Here is a 21824-nt window from a genome sequence, read left to right as displayed (position 1 = left end):
ATGAACTGATGCAATATAAGTATGGAAGAATATAGAAGAACAAAGACAACTGTATCATTGATTAACTATCATTTTGTATTTTGTCCTCGCTATCGGAGGAAGATATTTCTGGATGCCAAAGTAGAACAAAGATTTAAAGAAATGACGCATGAAATATGTGATTCGCTAAAAGTAAAAGTTGTTGCTTTAGAATGTGACAAAGATCATGCACACATGTTTCTAAATGCACTACCAACATTAAGCCCAACGGACATTATGGCAAAAATAAAGGGAGTGACATCTAAACAATTGCGTGAAGAATTTTCACACCTTCAACACTTGCAGAGTTTGTGGACACGTTCTTATTTTGTTTCGACTGCTGGAAATGTATCAAGCCAGACCATTAAGCAATATGTTGAACAACAAAAAACAAGGGGGTGAAATTATGTCACAAACAATCACTGTGAAAATCAAATTGTTACCTACCAAAGAACAGGATTTAACGTTGACGAAAATGAGTAAAACGTACATTTCAACGATTAATACTCTTGTGTCTGAAATGGCGAAAGAAAAGAAAGTCACCAAGAAATCCAGTAAAAATATTGATGTACCTCTGCCAAGTGCGGTGAAAAACCAAGCAATCAAAGATGCTAAAAGTGTTTTTAAGAAGGCAAAGAAAACTAAATTTGAAACGGTTCCAGTATTGAAGAAGCCAGTTTGTATTTGGAACAATCAAAATTATTCTTTTGACCTCACTCATATTTCCATGCCAATCATGATTGACGGAAAAGCAAAGAAAACACCTATTTGTGCCTTATTGGTAGATAAGGATAACCGTAATTTTGATTTGTTAAAACATAAATTAGGTACACTACGTATCACGAAAAAGGCGGACAAATGGATTGCACAAATTTCTGTCACAATTCCCACTGTTCAGGGAACTGGTGTAAAAGTCATGGGGGTGGATTTAGGTCTTAAAGTACCTGCTGTCGCTGTAACAGACGATGAAAAGGTACGCTTCTTTGGTAATGGCAGCCAGAACAAGTTTAAAAAGAGAAAGTTTCGTTCTGTTCGTATAGCATTAGGAAAAAAGAAAAAGTTAAATGCTATTCGCAGTTCAAAAGATAAAGAACAACGTTGGATGGAAGATCAAGACCATAAGATTAGTCGTGCCATTGTTAATTTTGCTAGAGACAATAAAATTTCTGTGATTCGCTTAGAACAATTAGCGAACATTAGACAGACGACACGAACAAGTCGCAAAAACGAAAAGAACTTGAACACATGGTCATTCTATCGTCTATCGCAGTTCATTGAATACAAAGCGAATTTAGAAGGAATTAAAGTTGAATATGTGAACCCTGCATACACAAGCCAAACGTGTCCGGATTGTTCTGAAAAGAATAAAGCAAAAGACAGAAAATACAGGTGTAAGTGCGGATTCACAAAACATCGTGATTTAGTAGGTGCTATGAATATTCGATATGCACCTGTGGTTGATGGTAATAGTCGATCAGCGTAGGGAACTATATGTTCTGCCCTATGAGTGGCAATGAGATGCCCCCACCTTGTAGGCTGTTCAAAGCAGAAATGAATTGCGAACGCTTAGTCATGCAAGAATCCCACCCGTTTCACCGTAAGGTCTAGGGCTTGCGTCTTTAGACGTGGGAGTCTCAATTAAGATATAATTGACCTATTTACGCCGAAAAAAGCCCTAATTTAACAATTATTATTTATTCTGGGAAAATCTCACCGAGTTTTCGTACATCCACATTCCCGCCAGAAAGGACACATGTCACTTTTTTGTCCTTAACCCCTAACTTTCCAAACATTGCTGCAGCAACTGTCACAGCACTTGAAGGTTCAATTAGCTGTTTCATTCGTTCTAAAACGAAAAATAACGCCTGACGAATTTCTTCCTCACTGACAAGTACCAATTCATCCAAGTATTTTTGAACAATCGGAAATGTTACATCACCAGGTTGACTTGTTCGGAGTCCATCAGCAATGGTTCTTGTTTCCGGAATTGTAGTAATTTCACCTTTTTCCAATGACAAAAGTGTATCATTAGCAATTTCCGGCTCGACTCCGATAACTTTCACATTGGGTTTCGTTTCTTTTATCACCGTTAGGATTCCGGAAATTAATCCACCTCCACCGATCGGAACAACAACTACATCCACATCATCAAGCTGTTCAAGAATTTCCAAACCTACAGTGCCTTGTCCAGCAATGATAAACGGATCATCGTATGGTGGTATGTACACTCCATCTTTTTCCCGAGCCAATTCCTGGGCACGAGGAAGGCGTTCTGCAGAAGTAAATCCACATTTTTCAATTTTTCCGTTATATGCTTCGATCGCTTGAATCTTGCTCCATGTCGCATCTTCAGGAACAACAATTGTCGCAGATACTCCTAGTACATTTGCGATATATGCAACAGCCTGCCCGTGATTACCAGATGAAGCAGCTGTTACAAATGTTGCACCATCTTTAACAACCTGCTTGACTTTATTTGTCGCTCCCCTAATCTTAAACGCTCCTGTTTTCTGCAAATGTTCTCCCTTTAAATAAATGTCATTTCCACAAATAGCGGATAACTGTTGTGATTTTATAATCGGTGTTTCGTGAATAATTTCCGTAATCTGCTTACGTGCTTGATGGATATCGTGAATCGTAATCATTAGAAAGGCCCCTTTTCTCGATTTGCATACCAGGAACCCAAACAATTCAAAATAGTTCGGGTACCTAGCACACACAATTATTTTTCTCCCAGTCTCTCATCTACAAAGTTGCTTAAATCCGCAGCAAATTCATCAAAATTATCAGGTGTAATATCATCCTTATCGGTACCTTCTCCTCTATATTTTTGAACTGTTCCGTCTTCATATTGAAGCCAAAGTGAACAACTGTAACCATCCTGATAAGAAGTTGGATCTTCAAAAGTATAATTACGCTTCCATTTTTGAACCTCATGTTTTTCTAAAATCTCCATTACCTGTTCGGCTTCGTAAAATTTAATCGTCCCATTATTAAAGCGGAGGCCACGATTACGCATCGAAGGATTTTTATAAATCTCTTTACTTGCAACATCAATTGCTACTTCATTCATTTCAGATATGCTCCCATCACTGAAGTATACTTTAATTACCTTTCGCAATGAATGCTTTTCTTTAGCTTCTGGTGCTTTCCCTATAAAAGCAAATTCATAAATATCAATCCCATTCATGTCCTTTCCCCTATTTCCATCATTTACTTCATCTTTGATTTTCTGACTATCTGCATCATCATCTCCATTTTTCTTTGTAGATGTTTGACATCCAATTACCGTTAAACATACCGTAAATATTACTAAAAAATAGAATATCCTCTTCATTAGTCGTCACCCTGCTGTCAACATAGATTTGAACATTTTATCGTTCAAATTCTTCTGCGACCAACTGAATATTTTGAATGGTTTGTTGAAAAGTTAACTGCTGTGCAAGTTCCTTGGCTTGTTGATTGATATCTTGCGCTTTCTGATTCACAGTGAGAGTCGTTCGTTCGTCTTTTGAAATGGTTTTGTCAGTTGCTTGTTGGATAGCGTCCGAAGCGTTTCCCATACGTGTGGCAATTTGATCCGCCGTTAGAAAATTAATCTGAATCATTGCATCCTCCCATTATCCTATATTTTTGAGTGGCTGTTTATTTCTGAATTTTAACACAGTTAATTAAAATTCTAGCATGTATATGGAAGGGATTACAAGTTAATATTGGTGTTAGACACTGTTGTTTCTTGAAATTGTTACTTTTATTCTACATTGTTTTTAAACCTAATCTTCTTGAACAAGGGCTAATTAAGCATTCGAAAATCCAGCCATAACAGCCCAATCACTATTTTTACATCCCCCTAACCAAAATGAAATGAAATTGTAAGATTATTTTTCTAAAAAAAGGCAATAGCTTGGTAAGAGATCCTTTTTTATTTGTAATTAGAACTTTTTAGGATGTTTCGGCAAATTCCCGTTTTTAAAATGAAACTTACCAGATTAAACGAAGGGATGATATTCATGAAAGGCATCATACTTGCTGGTGGAAGTGGAACAAGATTGTCACCAAGCACAAATAGTATTAATAAACATCTTTTAGCAGTTTATGATAAACCAATGATTTATTATCCATTATCTGTATTAATGCTAGCCGGCATGAAAGAAATAATGGTCATCAGCACTCCCGCTGATAGGCCCCGGTTTGAGGAATTATTAGGTGATGGGTCAGAGCTTGGAATTTCGCTTTCATACGAGGAACAGGTTGAGCCAAATGGAATTCCGGAAGCATTTATGATTGCCGAGGATTTTATTGGAAAGGATGATGTCACCCTAATACTTGGTGATAACATTTTCTACGGGCAAGGGTTTACGACTCTACTAAGAAATGCAATCAAACACCATAAACATGCAACCGTATTTGGCTATCGAGTAAAGGACCCAGAACGATTTGGTGTTGTCGAATTTGACCATCAACAAAAAGTGATTTCACTGGAAGAAAAACCAGTGGAGCCGCGCTCAGATTTTGCCGTAACAGGGTTGTATATTTATGACCACCGCGCCGCCAGTTTTGCTAGAAAACTCAGTTTCTCAAAGCGTGGAGAATTAGAAATTACCGACTTAAACAAGGAATATTTAAAACGAGAAGAGTTAGACGTTCAATTGTTAGGGAGAGGGTTTGCCTGGATGGACGCTGGAACGCATGATTCCCTGTTTGATGCGGCAGAATTTGTGAAAAATATTCAGCAACGCCAAGGTTTTAAGCTCGCTTGTTTGGAGGAAATCTCCTATTACATGGGGTATATCGATAATGAAATGCTAATGAAAAAGGGAAAATCGATGGAAAAGAATGATTATGGAAAATACTTACTAGAAATTGCCGGCCGCAAACATACACAACAATACTGGGAATCCATCGATCAGAATCCAATGTTAGGACTGGTGGAAAATGAATAAACAGAAACCAACACTGCTTGTAACCGGTGGAGCGGGATTTATCGGATCTAATTTCATTACGTATTTTTTGGAAAAGTATCCTGATGAACTACTACTGAATATTGATAAACTGACTTATGCTGGATCAACAGCAAACTTAGATGAAGCAGAAAAGCATCAAGGCTATGATTTCATAAACGGTGATATTACCGATGAAACATTGATAAATAGAATTTTTACAGACTTTGATATTTCTGGTGTCATCCATTTTGCTGCAGAATCTCACGTCGACAGGTCTATCCAAGATGCTAAACAGTTTGTCGAAACGAACGTTATCGGTACGACGGTTCTTATGCAGGCAGCTCGAAATGCATGGGAAAAACAAGATGTGCTCACAGAAAGGCGATTCCATCACATTTCTACTGATGAAGTCTATGGGTCGCTCGGCGCAACAGGTAAATTTCATGAACTGACACCATATGATCCACGAAATCCCTATAGCGCATCAAAGGCGGGTGCCAATTTACTTGTCAAAAGCTTTGGCTCCACCTTTGGAATGAATGTCGTTATCTCCAGTTGTTCGAATAATTATGGGCCAAGACAGCATAAGGAGAAACTAATTCCCACAATCATTGCAAACGCGCTCGCCTTACAACCGATCCCTATTTACGGTGATGGTCAACATATTCGCGACTGGCTCTATGTAGAAGATCATTGTCGTGCTTTGGATCTTATCTACCATCATGGAAATAGACTAGAAACATATAATATCGGTGGGGGAAATGAACGGACGAATATCACGATTGCTACGGAAATTTGCGACATCCTGGATCAATTGAAACCGGAAATTAAGGCACATTCGTCCATTCATAGTTTTAAAGAACTTATTTTGTTTACTACGGATCGTCAAGGTCATGATCGAAGGTATGCTGTTGACGATACAAAACTCCGGCAATCATTAGGTTGGCAACCTGTCGTTTCATTTAAATCCGGTCTAAAACAAACCGTTGCATGGTATGTGAACCAGTGGGAAAAAGTTATCCTTTAATTTCGGTAGTTGTCCCCGTTTATGGTTGCCAATCTTGTTTAACAGATTTATATAATCGTGTTGCAACTGCCATCGAGGCGATTCCGGCCCGCCTGGAAATGATTCTTGTCAATGATGCCAGTCCTGATCATGCCTGGGAAACCATTAAACAATTAAGTGCACAGGATAGTCGTGTCAAAGGAATTGATCTCGCTCGAAATTTTGGGCAACATCACGCGATCACTGCAGGACTTGATCACACAACTGGAGACTGGATCATCGTGATGGATTGTGATTTACAAGATCGTCCAGAGGAAATTGGCAGATTGTATAGCAAAGCGCAAGAAGGATATGATGTTGTTTTTGGTAAGCGTGTGGAGCGACAGGATGGATGGATCAAGCGCAAATCATCACAGTTTTTTTATCGTGTGTATGATTATTTCACAAGTGGATCATCTGACTGTACGATCGCCAATTTTAGTATCAGCTCAAAAAAGGTAGTAGAAAGTTTTCGACAAATGAGGGAACAAAATCGCTTTTTTCCTCTATTTATCCAATGGATGGGGTATCAAACAGGTACAGTTCAGGTCGAACATAACGCAAGAAAAGTAGGGAAAACATCCTATAATCTAAAAAAGCTGATTTCGCTTGGGACAGATGTGATTATTTCCCAGTCAAATAAGCCATTACGATTATCGATTCAATTCGGTTTTATCATCTCCCTTATTTCCTTTTTGTATGGGGTGTTTTTAGTTGGCCGATACTTTTTTCTGGATGTACCTGTTCAAGGTTGGACCAGTGTGATGGTTTCCATTTACTTTATTGGCGGACTGATTTTTTTCAATATTGGCGTACTCGGTCTTTATTTGGGAAAAGTATTCAACGAAACGAAAGGAAGACCACTATATTTGATTCGCCAAACGACGTCTGAGGCATTAGAGAAAGATACGAATGACGGGAGCTGATTGTATGACGGAGCACTTACGACCTACACCATGGGACAAACGAAATTTTTCCATCGACACATACGAGGTTATTTCCATGACTGAAGATGCGTTGCTAGAAACCGATTGGCAAGAGGGCCATTACACCATTAAAGTAGATCCATTAAAAAGCCCTGAAAAATTATTGGATCATGGCTTTTACTATATGGATACATTGATCGAACCAGAATGTATGCGTGATGAATTCGTGCCGTCTGACCGCGGTGGCACATTCATTTCAGAAGATTACCAGGCTGAAGAGGTGTTCGCTATTGCTGAGGAAGCCTTTGTTCATGGACGGTTCCATCGCGACTTTAATATCCCATCATCGCTTGCTGACTTACGTTATATGAACTGGGTAAAAGATTTACATGAAAAAGGCCAGATTTTTGGGCTGTTTTATGAACATGAACTTGCTGGTTTTTATGGCTATGAAGATGACAAAGTTCTTCTGCTCGGAATAAAAAAGGATTTTCGCAACAAAGGGCTCGCAAAAGCATTCGCTAGTAAAGGGTGCTTGGAACAGTTCAGGCTTGGTCATGACACGCTTCGGACATCCATTTCAGCGGCGAATGTAGCATCATTAAATTTATTCTATTCGCTTGGATTCCGATTGAAGCATACCGTAGATGTCTACCACAAATTGAATGGTACCAAGCCGGTGGAAGTGTAGCAATGGGATACGCGTATATTTTTGGAACTATATTTTTTACCGTTTATGGACAATTAATTTTAAAATGGAAAATTGATCGGGCTGGAAATCTCCCAGAAGCAGGAATCGATAAGCTGCTTTTTCTATTGCGCCTATTACTCGATCCTGTCATCTTATCCGGATTTCTTTCCGCTTTTGTCGCCTCCCTGTTCTGGATGGCGGCAATGACTAAATTTGATATCAGCTATGCATATCCATTCATGAGCCTGTCATTTGTTCTGGTCTTCCTGCTTTCTATTTTTCTTTTTCAAGAGCCAGTTAATGTTCAGAAAATAGCTGGGCTCGGATTAATTGTCTTAGGCATTATTGTGACAAGTCAATCGTTATGAGTAGGTGCGGGTGCGGGTGCGGGTGCGGGTGCGGGTGCGGGTGCGGGTGCGGGTGCGGGCTGAGTGGTCCGGCGACTTTCCGTGTTCGTCCGGCGACTTCCGGTGTTCGTCCGGCGACTTTTCGCGTTCGTTCGGCGACTTTCGATGTTCGTCCGGCGACTTCCGGCTTTTGTCCGGCGACTTTCGGCGTTCGTCCGGCGACTTTTCCCGTTCGTCCGGCGACTTCCGGCGTTCGTTCGGCGACTTTCGGTGTTTATCCAGCGACCGTACTGTTTTTATTAAAATGTGAGGTGATAACGTGATTCCGTTTAATAAACCGTGTGCTGTTGGGAGTGAAGAATCGGCAATACGTGCGGCGATCGAAAATAGTAAACTATCAGGTAATGGCCCGTTTACTAAAAAGTGTACCGATTGGTTGGAGGGTCGTTTGCAGTGTAAAAAAGCTCTGCTGACTCCATCGTGCACCGCTGCATTGGAAATGACCGCAATGTTAACGGAAACCAAAGACGGGGATGAGGTTATCATGCCATCCTATACCTTTGTCTCGACAGCAAATGCCTTTGTAATTAGGGGCGGGAAAATCCGCTTTGTTGATGTCACACCAGATACAATGAACATTGATCCTCAACAAATAGAAGCAGCAATTACGGATCGAACAAAGTCTATCGTTGTTGTGCACTATGCAGGGATCGCCTGTGACATGGATGCCATTATGGAGATTGCACACAAGTATGGACTATGGGTTATTGAAGATGCAGCACAAGCTTTGTTGAGTACATATAAAGGAAAACCACTAGGAACGATCGGTCATTTTGGTACCTTTAGCTTTCACGATACGAAAAACTACACCTGTGGGGAGGGTGGTGCGCTCATCATCAACGACCCAACTGCCCTGGAGCGAGCGGAAATCATCCAGGAAAAAGGAACAAACCGCCAGCAATTTAAGAAAGGAATGGTCGATAAATACACATGGCGCGATATTGGTTCTTCCTTTTTATTAAGTGAATTAAATGCTGCGTATTTACACGTTCAATTCCAGCACGCCAATACAATTAATGAAAATAGATTGCAAACCTGGCATCACTATAAACGAGAACTGCAGCCAGTGGAGAACATAACAATCCCCCACGTACCAGAAAATTGTATGCATAACGCTCATATGTTTTATATTAAAATGAAAGATGTGACAGAACGGAACCAGTTAATGGATTATTTAAACAAACACGCTATCATGACGGCGACACATTACGTTCCATTGCACAGCTCGCATGCCGGAAGAAAGTATGGAAAGTTTATTGGCAGTGACACAAACACAACGACTGAAAGTGAACGATTATTACGTTTGCCGTTATATTATGGAATCGGAGAAGAGGCAGTCGATTATGTGGTCAAAACGATTCACACCTATTACCAAACATAAATACGTTATTATCGCTTGTTTTATCATCTTGGCCTATCTAATGCCATATTACGTGCTAGGTGAAGACACCCATATTCGTGTACATGACAATTTAGATTCCAATATCGTCTGGTATAAAATGCTTGCGGAAAGTGGGCAGATTTTCACCCTGGCAGATGTTACCTTGCCAAATGTGATTAACGGATTGCCAAGAAGTGCATTGCCTTCAGCGTTCGATGCGATGGTCTGGTTGTATGTATTATTTCAGCCAATGACTGCATATATGATCGGGCAAACAATCATGAGGTTTGTCGCCTTTTTTGGTATGTATGTATTGTTAAAAAATCATATCCTTCGAAAAAACAATGTACCGCTCATTTCAGCTGGTGCTGCATTAGGATTTGCTATTTTACCGTATTGGCCTTCTGGTTTATTATCTATCGCTGGATTGCCATTAGCATTACATATTTTTCTAACCATCCGTTCATCAGGAAAAGCCACGCCGATATATTACTGGATCGTGTTATGTTTGATTCCCTTTTTCTCAAGTTTCATTTTAACATTTGTATTTTTCTTAGCACTGATGGGATTATGGTGGTTGTTTGATTGGATCCGGATGAAGCAAGCAAATTGGACTTTTTTTGCAGCAATTGCGGGTATGACTAGCATTTATATCCTTAAAAATTATTTGCTCATTTACTCGATGTTTTTCGAAAGTGGATTCACTTCACATCGCAATGAATTAGACCTTGGACATAAAGACTTACCTGGAACGCTTGATTTATTCCTGCATAATTTAATTAACGCCCATACACATGATTTGTCACTGCACTTTTTAATCATTTTTCCTATTATTGGGCTTGCATTGCTTGTGGCTGCTTATCGTAAACTAAAGCCAAAGCAACTGATTGGCTTTTTCCTTTTTAATGTGTTTCTTTCATTATGGTACGCATTTTGGTACTGGGAAGGCTGGCGTGTTGTAAAAGATAATTTCATGGTCGCCAACACCTTTAATTTTAGCCGGATTCATTTTTTCCATCCGGCAATTTGGTACCTCTGTTTCGCAATTGCGTTAACGATTCTGTGGAAGCACTTTAAATTTTTCAAACCATTTGTTGTTATCTTGCTTGTCTTGCAATGTTGGATGGTGTTTCAGTTGAACGAGGAAAACAAGTATAGTGAAATCGGCACACCGACATTCAAACAATTCTATTCCGAGTCCTTATTCCAGGAAATTGAGGATTACATTGGCGATGACCAGTCAAACTATCGCGTTGTCAGCATTGGTCTCCATCCCACCATCGCACAATATAATGGTTTTTACACATTGGACACGTACAATAATACCTTTCCACTAAGCTATAAACATAAGTTTCGTAAAGTGATCGCCCCGGAACTTGAAAAAAACGCCAAGCTAAAGAGCTATTTTGACACATGGGGTGGTAGGTTGTACATGTTCGTTGGTGACTTAGGAAAACATTATATGTTCACCAAAAAAAGTAAAAAAACGATTGATGACCTTACAATAAACACAGGGGCATTAAAACAATTAGGTGGCGATTTTATTTTTTCAGCTTTACCAATTGAAAATTTTAAGGAAAATGGACTTCGTTACGAGCGAAACTTTGTGAAGGATAATTTGCCATGGAAGATTTATTTGTACCGTGTTGTCGGGAGTGAGTAAATAACAATGGGAGAGTAGAACGAAAAAAATCGATCTACTCCCCCCTTTATAAAATGTCGTTGTTATTTTGCTGCGCTTCCTGTACTTGCTGACGTGTATCGTGAAGTTGTTCAGAGGCTTGCTGGAATTGTGGATTTTCCGTTGCCTCCGTTCCCGCCTGCTCCCGAGCAGTTTGTAATTCATCCTCAGCTTGTTGTAACCGTTGTTCCGCTTGTTCCAACAGTTGTGCATCTGAACCCTGTGCATCACTAACAGCTTGCTGAGCCGATTTTATTTGCCTGCTTGCTTGTTGTAATTTTTGATGTAGGTTTTGTTGCGTCATAAAAAGCACCCCCATTATTTTTGTGGAAAACTATCTTTATTGTTCCTTGAATTTTTCCATTTATGTATTACCCCTTAACCAAGCAAAAAGAGTTCCTGGTATCAATCACCAGCAACCCTTTTTTCAATTTCATTTAATTACGCTCCAGCAACAATTCCACAAACCGGTCCCCAACTTCACTTGTTGAACGTTTCCCGCCTAAATCAGGGGTAAGTTGCTCGGGTTCGTTTAGTATTTTTTTAATGGTCTTTAAAATAGTGCTTCCCCACTGCTTCTCACCGAAGAAATCCATCATTTGACTAACGGACCAAATGGCTGCAAGTGGATTAGCTAACCCTTTTCCAGCTATATCTGGTGCTGAACCGTGGACAGGCTCGAACATGGAAGGATAATTTTTTTCCGGGTTAACGTTGGCCCCTGTCGCGAGTCCCATTCCACCCGTTATTGCGGCGCCAATGTCAGTCAAAATATCGCCAAACAAATTCGATGTCACCACAACCCCAAAGCGTTCCGGATTTGAAACAAAATAAAGACTTGCTGCATCAACAAGATACGAATATGTTTTTACATCTGGATATTCCTTTCCAACTTCCTCAAAGACCTCATCCCAGAAAACCATGGAATAATTTAGGGCGTTTCCCTTACTAACACTTGTCAATGTTTTATTCGCTTTACGTGCTTCTTCATATGCATAACGAATAATCCGCTCCGTACCTTTTCGAGAAAATACCCCTGTCTGCAATACCACTTCTTCGGGCTTTCCCCTATATAACCAATCTCCAACTCCGGCATACTCTCCTTCACTGTTTTCCCGGATGACAAGAAAATCGATGTCCCTTTCCGTTTTCGATTTTAATGGTGTCAAGGTCGGGTGCAATAATGTAACAGGACGCAAATTCACATACTGATCAAATTCTTTACGGATCCGCAATAATAAATCCCTTAATGAAATGTGATCAGGTACACCTGGATAGCCGACAGCCCCAAGGTAAATCGCATCAGCACTTTTTAATTTTTCCATTCCGTCCGCATCCATCATTTTTCCATTCTCGAGATAATATTCACATCCCCAAGGATACCTCGTGAAAGAGAATGAAATCGCATCGTCCGCCTTTTCGATTGCTTGTAAAACTTTTACACCTTCTGCAACAACTTCTGGCCCAATCCCATCCCCTGGTATTAGTGCGATTGTGTAATTTTTCATGATTTCCCCCCTACTTTTCTATGCGCCAATCCTACTGTCCGCTTCCATGTACTTTTTTTCATGACGATTGCCTAAATAACGGAGCAAGAAGAATTGAACAATAATCCCCGCAATTAAAAGGGCAATACTACTTCCTATCACCGAATATGACAAATATAACACACCGGTAATTCCTGCTGGCACGAGCGCGGAGTTATCAACCCAAATGCGGGAACATCAACCCCAATTCGAAAACATCAACCCGAATACGGGAACATCAACCCCAATGCGAAAACATCAACCCAAATGCGGAAACATCAACCCGAATGCGGAAACATCAACCCCAATGCGAAAACATCAACCCCAATTCGAAAACATCAACCCGAATACGGGAACATCAACCCCAATGCGGGAATATCAACCCCAATTCGAAAACATCAACCCCAATTCGGAAACATCAACCCAAATGCGGAAACATCAACCCGATCCCTCGTATCAAGGCAAAGTGTTTTTCCGTAACGGCAGTCCAACCCCTATTTCAATCTACATCGCATTTTTCTTCAACTACGAAATTTAAAATCAAAAAACAATGAACTGTTGAACTCGCCACTTATCACTTGATTTAAGCAAAGGAGGAAGCACATGTCTACATATACTTCCTTCGTATCCGTTCCATCAACCCCGATAATACTTCATCAACAATGCTATTCATCCACCCGGCAATTTCACGTGCGTTAATTTCCTCATCCCCCTGTTTGCCAAGTAAAACCACTTCATCCCCTTCACGGACATCAGGTATATTTGTGACGTCAATCAAAGTTTGATCAAGCGAAATTGTACCAACAATCGGTGCTCTTTTCCCTCGCACGAGCATTTCTCCTCTGTTTGACAGTGCACGTTGGTAACCGTCGCCATGACCGATTGGTACGATTGCTATTTTTTCCCTAGTTGATGTGACATAACTACCACCGTATCCAACTGGTGTATTCGGTGGCAGTTTTCGAACATGTAAAAGTCTGGATTTTAATGTCATGACGGGTTGAAGTGTTATCATATCGCATTGACGAGGTGCTGGTGGGTAACCAAATAATGCAATTCCTGGTCTGACCATGTCTAGGAGCATATCATTTCTTTCAATGGCAATGGTTGAGCCTCCAACATGATGGAGGGGAAAATCATATCCATATCTTTCTAAATTCATGACCGTGTTTTCAAATAAGGTAAATTGCTGTTTCGTCGTTACCCAATCCGCTTCATCTGCACTGGAAAAATGTGTGTAAATCCCCTCCCATTGCAACCCAGGAAGATGGTAACACGATTGGCAAAAATCTACCATGTTCATTGGATCGATGCCAAACCGTTGAAGCCCTGTATTCATTTTCAAATGTACCGAGGCGGTTGTATGCTGTTTAATCGCCTCTTCACTGATAGCGTGTGCTAGTTTTTGATCGGAAATGGAGGCTGTCAATCCGTAATAGACAATATCTGCTGCCCGATCTGCTGTAACGGAACTTAAAATATGAATAGGTACGTCTATGCCATTTTCACGAAGCATTGCACCTTCTTCAACAGCTGTTACACCTAGACGTTCTGCTCCAGCGTCAATAGCTGCTTGCCCGATAGGAACGATTCCATGTCCGTACGCATTTGTTTTTATAACCGCTAGAAGCAAGCAGTGTTTGATGTGCGCTTTTAGTGTCCGAATATTTTCTTTAAAAGCAGTTACATCTATTTCCGCTACTGTCGGGCTTTGGGATACCAAATTCATTGAATGCAACAAGGGTTGGTCCCTCCCCTATACAGGTATCGTTTTGCTGAACCGTATTTATCACGTTCTTCAAATTGCTAGTAAAGCGTGCGAAATTCCTGCAAAATTCGCTTCGTTATTTCGCCAGGTTTCCCCGAGCCAATAACCTTTTCGTCAACTTTTAGGATAGGAATGACATCTAATTTTGTGGCGGTAATAAAGACTTCATCTGCGTTCAGCAGGTCATCAATGGAATATGCTGTTTCGTTTACCTTTAATTGTATCGCGTCACATAGTTGGAGAATTTTTCGCCTTGTAATCCCATTTAAAATAAAATTGTTTGCGGGATGTGTGTAAAGTTCACCATTTTTTACGATAAACACGTTCGATGCACTTGCCTCTGTAACAGTTTCATTACGATGGAGAATTGCTTCGATCGCATTGTTCTCTACTGCCTTTTGCTTTGCTAACACATTAGGTAGTAAGTTAAGTGTTTTAATGTCACAGCGTAACCAGCGAATATCTTCCGTGAGCACTGCGGTTGCGCCCTGATCTTCTACATCGGTCATTCGTTCTTCAGCCCTTGTGTATGCAACGGTTATAGGCGAAACATCAGCGTTTGGGAACTCGTGCCATCTAGGTGCAGCCCCCCGGGAAATCTGCATATAGATAATTCCTTCTGTCAGCCCATTTACCTTGACAAGCTTTTCCAAGTTGTTTTTCAAATCACTAATCGAACTAGGTAATGTCAATTGAACTTCCCGAGCACTTCTCGCAAGGCGTTCTAAATGTTCATCTAGCATGAGTGGATTACCATCGTAAACACCAATCACTTCATAGATTCCATCACCAAATTGATACCCACGGTCCTCGATATCAATTACATTTTCTCGATCGATAAGTTGATTATGATACAACATTTTCGCCATTGTAAAACCTCCCTTTTATTATCGGCTATTATGAAAGTCTGGATTTATATCGATGGGCAACATCCAATAGAACAGAGGTATCCACACTACATCCACTAATTACAACCACAACATGAGAGCCTAACGGAACTTTATTATTTAAAATGGCACCAATTCCAGAAGCAGCGGCCCCTTCGATAGCCATGTGGTGTTTATCTAGCATGACCGCCATCCCTTCTGCAATTTCATCTTCTTCTAGTAAAACAATATCATCCACATATTGCTGAACCATATCAAACGTATACTGATTATAAGTGCCAATTCCGCCTAGTAAACTATCAGCCAGTGTGTCTTTTTCCTTTATCGTGATCGGTTTCCCCGCTTGAATGCTCTCATACATGGTTGCCCCACGTGCTGTTGATATTCCGATTACTTGGATATTTGGATCAATCGATTTTAATGCCAATCCTAACCCTGAATGCAGTCCACCACCAGATAAACCACCAATGACAGTATCGACTTTTGGCAAATCATCTAGCAACTCCAAACCAATTGTTCCTTGGCCAGCAATAATATGCGGATCATCAAATGGATGTATCACCGTGAGTCCATGTTGTTCCTCCAACTGATAACAACGCTGTTCTGCATCATCTTGTGATTCCCCATAAATTTCAATTTGTGCACCTGAATTTTTTAATGTATCCACTTTAGCTTGGGGAACCTTGCTGGAAATACAAATCGTGGCATCAATCCCTAACTTCTTAGCAATGTAAGCAACACTCACCCCAAAATTTCCAGTCGAAAATGTCGTTATCCCACGTTCCATTTCAGCTGGCGTTAAGCTTAAAATTTTATTTGCTGCTCCTCTAATTTTAAAGGAACCACTAACATTCAAATTTTCAAGTTTCAAGTGAACAGATGTACCTGTGAAATCGGACAATGCCTGTGAATAGATGAGGGGCGGTTTCGTAACAATCGGAGAAATCCGTTTCCGTGCCTCCCAAATATCTCGTAGGACAGGTTTTTCTATCATCTTATCCCCTCATTTCTATTGTCTGATTTGTGATGCACGCTCGGGATGCGCGACTTTCCGCTCGAGGTGCGCGACTTTCCGCTCGAGATGCGCGACTTTCCGCTCGAGATGCGCGACTTTTCGACCGAGATGCGCGACTTTCCGCTCGAGACGCGCGACTTTCCGACCGAGGTGCGCGACTTTCTGACCGAGGTGCGCGACTTTCCGCTCGAGATGCGCGACTTTTCGACCGAGGTGCGCGACTTTCCGCTCGAGATGCGCGACTTTCCAGCGGAGGTGCGCGACTTTCCATTAACCGTTTAACGATCATTCTATTAAACAACGTCTGACAGTCTCTGCCAAAATAGATGCGCCAACTGGTAATACCTGTTCATTGATATCAAAGTGTGGTGTATGCAGATCGCGGTTTATTCCGTCTGCTACGGCACATCCAAGGAAGAACATTGCACCGGGAGCAGCTTCTGTCATATGTGCAAAGTCCTCGCCGCCCAGTCCGAATGGTGTTTCTACTATTGTAAAATTGGGATATAAATCCTTAATAGCACCTTTAATTAGCTTATTAACCTTAGGATCATTTTTTAATGACGGGTCTTCTGGTGTTATGATTAATTCATAATCGCCATCCAAAGCTCGCACCAATGAAAAAGCCTTCTTTAATTCTTCATGTAGTAGTTGTCGAACTTCTGGTTGATAGCTGCGAATGGTGCCCCGGAGTGTTACAACAGACGGAATTACATTGTTTGCTGAGCCAGTTTGGATACTACCAATACTAATAACTGCTGGGTCGAGCGGGGATACACGACGTGCCACAATTCCATGCAAGGCCTGCAACACTGGTCCAAGCATCCAGACTGGGTCTGCTCCCAAATGGGGATATGCCCCATGCCCGCCGGTTCCAAAAATTTTTGCAGTAAACACATCAACATTTGCCATACTATAACCATCGTGAACTTTCACTTCTCCAAGCTGATTCTCTGGACTCATATGCAGGGCAAGGACACAGTCAACATCCGTTAATGCACCAGCCCTGATCATGTATGGGGCTCCTGTCGAACCGGTAGCGTCAGCCATTTCTTCAGCAGGTTGGAATAGAAATTTTACCGTTCCTTGTAGTTCCTTATTCTGAAAACTTTCACCAAGTAGACTAGCAACACCTAATCCAATCGCAGTATGTGCATCATGACCACACGCATGCATCACACCTTGATTTTGCGATTTATATTCATGTTCATTTTCTTCCTGAATTGGTAAGGCATCCATATCAGCACGAACCGCGATTGTCGGGCCCGCACCAGAAGAAAGCGTGCCGACGACAGAAGTTGGATAGCCTACTCCAACCTCCACTTGCATACTTGGAATTTTCCCTAACACTTGAGCTACAAATTGTGCCGTTTCTACCTCTTGAAAACTTAATTCTGGGTACATGTGGAACCTTTGTCGCCATTCGATCATCTGTACAGTCAACTTTTTTGCCTTATCAACCATTGCTTTGTTTTCCGTAGCCACAACCAAGCCCCCTCTATGAACAAGAAGGAAGTTATACAACCTCCTTCACGTTAACTTACAGATGCAATCGCGGTAATTTCTACTTTTACACCTAATAATTGACTACCAACTGTAATTCGCGCTGGCTTTACGTCAACATTTTTAAAGTAAGATTCATAGACATAATTGAACTCCTGAACATTTTCTGAGGTCAAATCAAAAAGATGGCACGAAACATAAACAACATCAGCTAGCGTCGCATCCTTTTCTGCCAAAATATGTTTAATATTCTCCAAGCTGGCAGCGGTTTGTTCGGCAATTGTTTCTCCTGCTGACGTACCACCGTCTTGCCCCGATACAAAAATAAACGCCCCAGATTTCACACCTTGGGAATATGGCCCACTAGGCTTTGGTGCATTTTCCGTTTGGATCACTTGTTTCAAAAACATCACCATCCTTTCCATTAATAGGAGGAAGAAGGGCCCCGCCTAGTAGAAAGCTAGAATCTGCACGCCTTTCTCCCTTTTCACTTTACTCCATACCAATGGAAACATATTGTGACTCTATAAACGCATCGATTCCTTCATGCCCACCTTCTCGGCCAATGCCACTTTCTTTCATTCCACCAAAAGGAACCTGGGCCGCGGATGGTGCCCCGTCATTCCAGCCTACAATTCCGAAGTCGAGCTGTTCGATTACCCGCGTCCCTTTTGCTACATTTTCCGAAAATACATAAGCAGCTAATCCGTATGGTGTCTCATTTGCCAACTTTACTGCTTCATCCTCTGTAGCAATTTTTTGGATTGGTGCCACAGGGCCAAATGTTTCTTCTTGCATTACCACCATCGATTGATCCACATCTTTGATGACAGTTGGTGCAAAGAATACCCCGCCATCTTGTGTTATTGGTTCACCACCAGTAACGACCGTCGCCCCCTTTGCTACTGCGTCTTGTACGTGATATTTCACTTTATCTAGTCCTGCCTGATTAATTAATGGACCAATCGCGACAGATTCATCCGTACCGTCGCCAACTTTTAATTGTTTCACTGCCTCCGCAAATTTCTCGACAAACTGATCATAAACACCTGCTTGAACATAAATTCGATTGGCACATATACACGTTTGACCAGCATTTCGGAATTTTGAAGCTATCACACCTTTAACAGCCAAATCCACATTTGCGTCATCCAAGACTATCAATGGTGCGTGCCCACCAAGCTCAAGGGATAACCGTTTTACTTGGTCAGCACTTTGTCGAATTAAAATTTTCCCAACCTCAGTAGAGCCAGTAAAGGTAATTTTACGGACTCTGTCATCCTTCATAATGGCACCAGCAATTTTGGACGATGATCCAGTCACAAGGTTTACAACCCCATTCGGAAAACCAGCCTCTTCACACAGTTCCATTAATTTAACAGCTGTTAATGGGCTTTCACCTGATGGTTTCATGATTATCGTACAACCCGCTGCAAGTGCTGGACCCATTTTTCGCGTTAACATAGCTGCTGGAAAATTCCATGGTGTAATTGCTGCTACAACGCCAACAGGTTTTTTCCATACTTGCAGCCGTTTCCCAGATGCATGTGACGGAATTGTTTCACCATAAATTCGTTTGCCTTCTTCTGCAAACCATTCAATAAAAGAAGCGGCATAGGCTACCTCTCCTCGCGATTCATTGATTGGTTTTCCCATTTCCAATGTCATAATTTGGGCCAATTCCTCTTTATTTTCCAGCAGGAGCTGATGTAATCGTTTTAAGTAACCCGAACGCTCATATGCTGTTAGCTGTGACCATGACTGATAAGCCTTATGGGCAGCGTTAATTGCTTGCTTCGTCTCTGCCTCTCCACCATTCGGTACCGTTCCAACAAGTTGCCCATTAGCTGGGTTCGTTACGTTTAATGAGTCAAGAGCATCCCCAATCCATTCCCCATTGATATGCATGGCATAATGTTTCGCTTTGACTTTATCCATTTTCTCCATCACTCCAATCTGGTTTTATTCAACTTTTCAAACCTAACTTTTAGCACCAACAAGAACAGACGCAATTGATTCCTCTAAGATGTTCAACCCTTCTTCCAATTGCTTATCTGTAATTACTAATGGCATAAGTAATCGGATAACATTATCATAAACCCCTGCTTTCAGTGCGATAAGTCCCCGTTGGTGGGCCTGTTTTAAAATCTGGCCGGTTAGCTCTTTTTCCGGTTCTTTGCTAGCACGATCTTTTACAAATTCCAAAGCACACATTGCACCAAGTCCTCGATAATCACCAATGACATCAAACTGGTCATACATCTGTTTGAATTTCTCCATAACCCGCTTACCGACTGTTTCAGCACGTTCATTGATGTTTTCTTTTTCCATCACTTCCAATACTGCAAGCCCGGCACGACACCCGAGTGGACTTCCGCAATATGTTCCACCTAATTCACCTGGGCGTGCTGCATCCATAATTTCTTCACGTCCAATCACACCACTAATCGGCAGTCCGGCAGCCATTGACTTAGATATCGTGATCAGATCTGGCTCAACCCCGTAATGCTCCGTTGCAAAGTATTTACCTGTGCGCCCAAAACCTGTTTGAATTTCGTCCGCGATGAACAGAATGCCATGCTGTTTACACAATTCATAAACGCCTTGAACAAATGCCTTGCTCGGAACAATAAATCCACTTTCCCCTTGCACTGGTTCCATAATGAACGCTGCTACGAGACTCGGATCCACTTCACTAATAAAAAAGTTCTCCACTTGCTGCAACATGAAATCTGTATATGCTTCCTCACTCATCGAGTCTGGACGCCGATATGCATATGGATATGGGGCATGGTAAACTTCAGGGGCAAATGGTCCGTATTCATATTTATATGGCTTTACCTTACCAGTTAATGACATTGACAATAATGTTCGCCCATGAAAGCCGCCGGAAAAGGATACAACCGCCTGCCTCCCAGTAGATTTGCGAGCAATTTTTACCGCATTCTCAATTGCTTCAGCACCACTGTTTAAAAACATGACTTTCTTGGTAAAACTTCCCGGCGCCAGTGCAGCGATTTTTTCCGCAAATTCAATATATGGATCATACATCATGACATTAAACCCGGTATGAAGATACTTATCCACTTGATCATGTAAAGCATCGATAACGGTATCATGGCTATGGCCGACATTAATGCATCCAATTGCTCCAGCAAAGTCGATAAATTGATTCCCATCAACATCCTTCAGCAACGCTCCCTTTGCTGATTCAACAAATGTTGGAATCCCATAGCTGACACCTTGTGGAACAACATCGTGCCTACGGTTAAGCAGTTCCTTTGCCTTTGGTCCAGGTAATTCCGTTTTCACATGTGCAAATTGTTTGTTCATTTTGCTGAAACCTCCCCATTTTCATTTAGTTGGTTAGTACCAAGCAGCTTTTCCTCAACATAGCTAATGTGCGTTTGCACCTGGTTTTGAACTGTTTGTATGTCCTTAGAAGTTAGTGCACGAAGTAAATCCTGATGTTCGTTGTAAAATGATTGTGGACTGGAATAATACTTATCGAGATGCATGAGAAATGTTCTGATTTGTACTTGAAGTGAGTTGTAGATTTTAATAATACGGGAATTATGGCATAAGTTAACAACATAGCTGTGGAATTTCATATCGAGGTCAAACAACTCATTCCAGTCTTGTTCCTCGGCCTTTTCTTTCATTTGACTGGTTATTGCCTCCAGCTTTTGTAAATGCTGTTTCTCAAGGCGTGGTATGGCATCAGTAAAAGCACGGGTCTCCAACAACGTCCGCAATTCAATCATTTCACCCAAATCTTGGTCTGTAAAATTTGCAACGTACGTCCCTTTCCGCGCTTTACTAATTACTAATTCTTCAATTTCCAACGTTTTCAATGCTTCCCTTATCGTGCTTCTGCTGACATCAAACCTTTCTGCCAGTTCTGTTTCCAGCAAACGCTCCCCAAACTGAATTTCTTTATTCCAAATTTCTTTTTTTAACGCGTCCGCAATTAACTGACTCAATGGTTTTTGCAAAATAACACTATCATCATCCATATGCAAAACCCCTCTCC

Annotated in this window: 24 protein-coding genes; 11 read left to right on the top strand and 13 right to left on the bottom strand. The window is 41.3% G+C overall.

Translation table 11 applies throughout. The features are described from left to right. Window positions 1–21: 21 nt before the first annotated feature. Both tnpA and C8270_RS09220 read left to right on the top strand, forming a co-directional pair. Window positions 22–420 (top strand): IS200/IS605 family transposase, encoded by a 399-nt coding sequence (gene tnpA / locus C8270_RS09225; protein WP_106496549.1) that lies wholly within the window; start codon window positions 22–24, stop codon window positions 418–420. 4 nt (window positions 421–424) lie between these two features. Further along, complete coding sequence (locus tag C8270_RS09220; protein WP_106496548.1) at window positions 425–1501, top strand: RNA-guided endonuclease TnpB family protein; 1077 nt, start codon at window positions 425–427, stop codon at window positions 1499–1501. Between the two features lie 211 nt (window positions 1502–1712). Here C8270_RS09220 and C8270_RS09215 read toward each other — a convergent pair whose 3' ends face one another. From C8270_RS09215 to C8270_RS09205, 3 genes are all read right to left on the bottom strand, one after another. Then, window positions 1713–2663: a threonine ammonia-lyase gene (locus C8270_RS09215; protein ID WP_106496547.1), complete on the bottom strand. Its 951-nt coding sequence runs from the start codon at window positions 2661–2663 to the stop codon at window positions 1713–1715. A 77-nt stretch (window positions 2664–2740) separates the two neighbouring features. After that, window positions 2741–3355 (bottom strand): hypothetical protein, encoded by a 615-nt coding sequence (locus C8270_RS09210; RefSeq protein WP_106496546.1) that lies wholly within the window; start codon window positions 3353–3355, stop codon window positions 2741–2743. A 37-nt stretch (window positions 3356–3392) separates the two neighbouring features. Beyond that, window positions 3393–3626, bottom strand: a complete 234-nt coding sequence (locus tag C8270_RS09205; RefSeq protein ID WP_106496545.1) for a TIGR04197 family type VII secretion effector — start codon at window positions 3624–3626, stop codon at window positions 3393–3395. Window positions 3627–4028: 402 nt separating this feature from the next. On the opposite strand from C8270_RS09205, the gene rfbA reads away from it, so the two are divergent. The 7 genes from rfbA to C8270_RS09170 all read left to right on the top strand — a co-directional run bounded on the left by rfbA (window position 4029) and on the right by C8270_RS09170 (window position 11074). Beyond that, complete coding sequence (gene rfbA / locus C8270_RS09200; protein WP_106496544.1) at window positions 4029–4961, top strand: glucose-1-phosphate thymidylyltransferase RfbA; 933 nt, start codon at window positions 4029–4031, stop codon at window positions 4959–4961. Beyond that, window positions 4954–5988: a dTDP-glucose 4,6-dehydratase gene (rfbB, locus tag C8270_RS09195; RefSeq protein ID WP_106496543.1), complete on the top strand. Its 1035-nt coding sequence runs from the start codon at window positions 4954–4956 to the stop codon at window positions 5986–5988. The genes rfbA and rfbB overlap by 8 nt, the downstream gene beginning before the upstream one ends. Further along, entirely contained in the window at window positions 5952–6932 is a 981-nt protein-coding gene (locus tag C8270_RS09190) for a glycosyltransferase family 2 protein (RefSeq protein WP_106496542.1), read from the top strand. Before rfbB ends, C8270_RS09190 begins: the two co-directional genes overlap by 37 nt. A 4-nt stretch (window positions 6933–6936) precedes the next feature. After that, window positions 6937–7623: a GNAT family N-acetyltransferase gene (locus C8270_RS09185; RefSeq protein ID WP_106496541.1), complete on the top strand. Its 687-nt coding sequence runs from the start codon at window positions 6937–6939 to the stop codon at window positions 7621–7623. 2 nt (window positions 7624–7625) lie between these two features. Further along, window positions 7626–7991: an EamA family transporter gene (locus tag C8270_RS09180; RefSeq protein WP_106496540.1), complete on the top strand. Its 366-nt coding sequence runs from the start codon at window positions 7626–7628 to the stop codon at window positions 7989–7991. Between the two features lie 298 nt (window positions 7992–8289). After that, complete coding sequence (rffA, locus tag C8270_RS09175) at window positions 8290–9411, top strand: dTDP-4-amino-4,6-dideoxygalactose transaminase (RefSeq protein WP_106496539.1); 1122 nt, start codon at window positions 8290–8292, stop codon at window positions 9409–9411. Then, window positions 9374–11074: a DUF6044 family protein gene (locus C8270_RS09170; protein ID WP_106496538.1), complete on the top strand. Its 1701-nt coding sequence runs from the start codon at window positions 9374–9376 to the stop codon at window positions 11072–11074. The genes rffA and C8270_RS09170 overlap by 38 nt, the downstream gene beginning before the upstream one ends. A 46-nt stretch (window positions 11075–11120) precedes the next feature. Here the strand turns inward: C8270_RS09170 and C8270_RS09165 are convergent, their stop codons facing one another. Together C8270_RS09165 and C8270_RS09160 are read right to left on the bottom strand one after the other, a co-directional pair. Beyond that, window positions 11121–11396: a hypothetical protein gene (locus C8270_RS09165; protein ID WP_106496537.1), complete on the bottom strand. Its 276-nt coding sequence runs from the start codon at window positions 11394–11396 to the stop codon at window positions 11121–11123. A 133-nt stretch (window positions 11397–11529) separates the two neighbouring features. Further along, window positions 11530–12600 carry a tartrate dehydrogenase gene (locus tag C8270_RS09160; protein WP_106496536.1) on the bottom strand — a complete coding sequence of 357 codons (1071 nt, stop codon included), beginning with the start codon at window positions 12598–12600 and terminating at the stop codon, window positions 11530–11532. 205 nt (window positions 12601–12805) lie between these two features. Here C8270_RS09160 and C8270_RS09150 point away from each other — a divergent pair, with 205 nt between their 5' ends. Next, entirely contained in the window at window positions 12806–13156 is a 351-nt protein-coding gene (locus C8270_RS09150; protein ID WP_106496535.1) for a hypothetical protein, read from the top strand. A gap of 69 nt (window positions 13157–13225) precedes the next feature. Here the strand turns inward: C8270_RS09150 and alr are convergent, their stop codons facing one another. The 3 genes from alr to C8270_RS09135 all read right to left on the bottom strand — a co-directional run bounded on the left by alr (window position 13226) and on the right by C8270_RS09135 (window position 16267). Then, the gene (gene alr / locus C8270_RS09145) at window positions 13226–14359 is read right to left on the bottom strand and encodes an alanine racemase (protein ID WP_234028528.1); all 1134 of its coding nucleotides are present in this window, start codon (window positions 14357–14359) and stop codon (window positions 13226–13228) included. Window positions 14360–14424: 65 nt separating this feature from the next. Beyond that, on the bottom strand, window positions 14425–15255 hold the full coding sequence (gene dat, locus C8270_RS09140) for a D-amino-acid transaminase (RefSeq protein ID WP_106496534.1): 831 nt from the start codon (window positions 15253–15255) through the stop codon (window positions 14425–14427). Window positions 15256–15283: 28 nt separating this feature from the next. Further along, a complete protein-coding gene (locus tag C8270_RS09135; RefSeq protein ID WP_106496533.1) occupies window positions 15284–16267 on the bottom strand; it encodes a pyridoxal-phosphate dependent enzyme in 984 nt (327 codons plus the stop codon). A gap of 45 nt (window positions 16268–16312) precedes the next feature. Here C8270_RS09135 and C8270_RS20265 point away from each other — a divergent pair, with 45 nt between their 5' ends. Next, on the top strand, window positions 16313–16570 hold the full coding sequence (locus C8270_RS20265; RefSeq protein WP_199794664.1) for a hypothetical protein: 258 nt from the start codon (window positions 16313–16315) through the stop codon (window positions 16568–16570). Between the two features lie 3 nt (window positions 16571–16573). On the opposite strand, the gene C8270_RS09125 is transcribed toward C8270_RS20265, so the two are convergent. The 5 genes from C8270_RS09125 to C8270_RS09105 all read right to left on the bottom strand — a co-directional run bounded on the left by C8270_RS09125 (window position 16574) and on the right by C8270_RS09105 (window position 21807). Continuing rightward, on the bottom strand, window positions 16574–17773 hold the full coding sequence (locus C8270_RS09125) for a M20 metallopeptidase family protein (protein ID WP_234028527.1): 1200 nt from the start codon (window positions 17771–17773) through the stop codon (window positions 16574–16576). Window positions 17774–17823: 50 nt separating this feature from the next. Continuing rightward, window positions 17824–18201 (bottom strand): Rid family hydrolase, encoded by a 378-nt coding sequence (locus tag C8270_RS09120; RefSeq protein ID WP_234028641.1) that lies wholly within the window; start codon window positions 18199–18201, stop codon window positions 17824–17826. A gap of 82 nt (window positions 18202–18283) precedes the next feature. Further along, complete coding sequence (locus tag C8270_RS09115; protein ID WP_442785796.1) at window positions 18284–19729, bottom strand: NAD-dependent succinate-semialdehyde dehydrogenase; 1446 nt, start codon at window positions 19727–19729, stop codon at window positions 18284–18286. 42 nt (window positions 19730–19771) lie between these two features. Continuing rightward, a complete protein-coding gene (gene gabT, locus C8270_RS09110; protein WP_106496530.1) occupies window positions 19772–21124 on the bottom strand; it encodes a 4-aminobutyrate--2-oxoglutarate transaminase in 1353 nt (450 codons plus the stop codon). Then, on the bottom strand, window positions 21121–21807 hold the full coding sequence (locus C8270_RS09105; RefSeq protein ID WP_106496529.1) for a GntR family transcriptional regulator: 687 nt from the start codon (window positions 21805–21807) through the stop codon (window positions 21121–21123). Before C8270_RS09105 ends, gabT begins: the two co-directional genes overlap by 4 nt. Between the last annotated feature and the right edge of the window lie 17 nt (window positions 21808–21824).

The sequence above is a fragment of the Lentibacillus sp. Marseille-P4043 genome (assembly GCF_900258515.1).
Classification (GTDB): domain Bacteria; phylum Bacillota; class Bacilli; order Bacillales; family Amphibacillaceae; genus Lentibacillus_C.
Note: the sequence above shows the minus strand (reverse complement) of the source record. Positions and strands in the feature narration are given on the sequence as shown.

Excerpts from the sequence above, each read along its gene's own strand:
- C8270_RS09180 (WP_106496540.1), top strand. The coding sequence starts at position 7,626 with ATGGGATACGCGTATATTTTTGGAACTATATTTTTTACCGTTTATGGA.
- C8270_RS09120 (WP_234028641.1), bottom strand. The coding sequence starts at position 18,201 with ATGTTTTTGAAACAAGTGATCCAAACGGAAAATGCACCAAAGCCTAGT.
- C8270_RS09135 (WP_106496533.1), bottom strand. The coding sequence starts at position 16,267 with ATGATAGAAAAACCTGTCCTACGAGATATTTGGGAGGCACGGAAACGG.
- C8270_RS09205 (WP_106496545.1), bottom strand. The coding sequence starts at position 3,626 with ATGATTCAGATTAATTTTCTAACGGCGGATCAAATTGCCACACGTATG.
- C8270_RS09190 (WP_106496542.1), top strand. The coding sequence starts at position 5,952 with ATGGTATGTGAACCAGTGGGAAAAAGTTATCCTTTAATTTCGGTAGTT.
- C8270_RS09170 (WP_106496538.1), top strand. The coding sequence starts at position 9,374 with ATGTGGTCAAAACGATTCACACCTATTACCAAACATAAATACGTTATT.
- C8270_RS09160 (WP_106496536.1), bottom strand. The coding sequence starts at position 12,600 with ATGAAAAATTACACAATCGCACTAATACCAGGGGATGGGATTGGGCCA.
- C8270_RS09185 (WP_106496541.1), top strand. The coding sequence starts at position 6,937 with ATGACGGAGCACTTACGACCTACACCATGGGACAAACGAAATTTTTCC.
- C8270_RS09220 (WP_106496548.1), top strand. The coding sequence starts at position 425 with ATGTCACAAACAATCACTGTGAAAATCAAATTGTTACCTACCAAAGAA.
- rfbB (WP_106496543.1), top strand. The coding sequence starts at position 4,954 with ATGAATAAACAGAAACCAACACTGCTTGTAACCGGTGGAGCGGGATTT.
- C8270_RS09210 (WP_106496546.1), bottom strand. The coding sequence starts at position 3,355 with ATGAAGAGGATATTCTATTTTTTAGTAATATTTACGGTATGTTTAACG.
- tnpA (WP_106496549.1), top strand. The coding sequence starts at position 22 with ATGGAAGAATATAGAAGAACAAAGACAACTGTATCATTGATTAACTAT.
- C8270_RS09165 (WP_106496537.1), bottom strand. The coding sequence starts at position 11,396 with ATGACGCAACAAAACCTACATCAAAAATTACAACAAGCAAGCAGGCAA.
- rfbA (WP_106496544.1), top strand. The coding sequence starts at position 4,029 with ATGAAAGGCATCATACTTGCTGGTGGAAGTGGAACAAGATTGTCACCA.
- C8270_RS09215 (WP_106496547.1), bottom strand. The coding sequence starts at position 2,663 with ATGATTACGATTCACGATATCCATCAAGCACGTAAGCAGATTACGGAA.
- C8270_RS20265 (WP_199794664.1), top strand. The coding sequence starts at position 16,313 with ATGCGCGACTTTCCGCTCGAGGTGCGCGACTTTCCGCTCGAGATGCGC.
- C8270_RS09115 (WP_442785796.1), bottom strand. The coding sequence starts at position 19,729 with ATGGATAAAGTCAAAGCGAAACATTATGCCATGCATATCAATGGGGAA.
- dat (WP_106496534.1), bottom strand. The coding sequence starts at position 15,255 with ATGGCGAAAATGTTGTATCATAATCAACTTATCGATCGAGAAAATGTA.
- C8270_RS09150 (WP_106496535.1), top strand. The coding sequence starts at position 12,806 with ATGCGGGAACATCAACCCCAATTCGAAAACATCAACCCGAATACGGGA.
- C8270_RS09105 (WP_106496529.1), bottom strand. The coding sequence starts at position 21,807 with ATGGATGATGATAGTGTTATTTTGCAAAAACCATTGAGTCAGTTAATT.
- gabT (WP_106496530.1), bottom strand. The coding sequence starts at position 21,124 with ATGAACAAACAATTTGCACATGTGAAAACGGAATTACCTGGACCAAAG.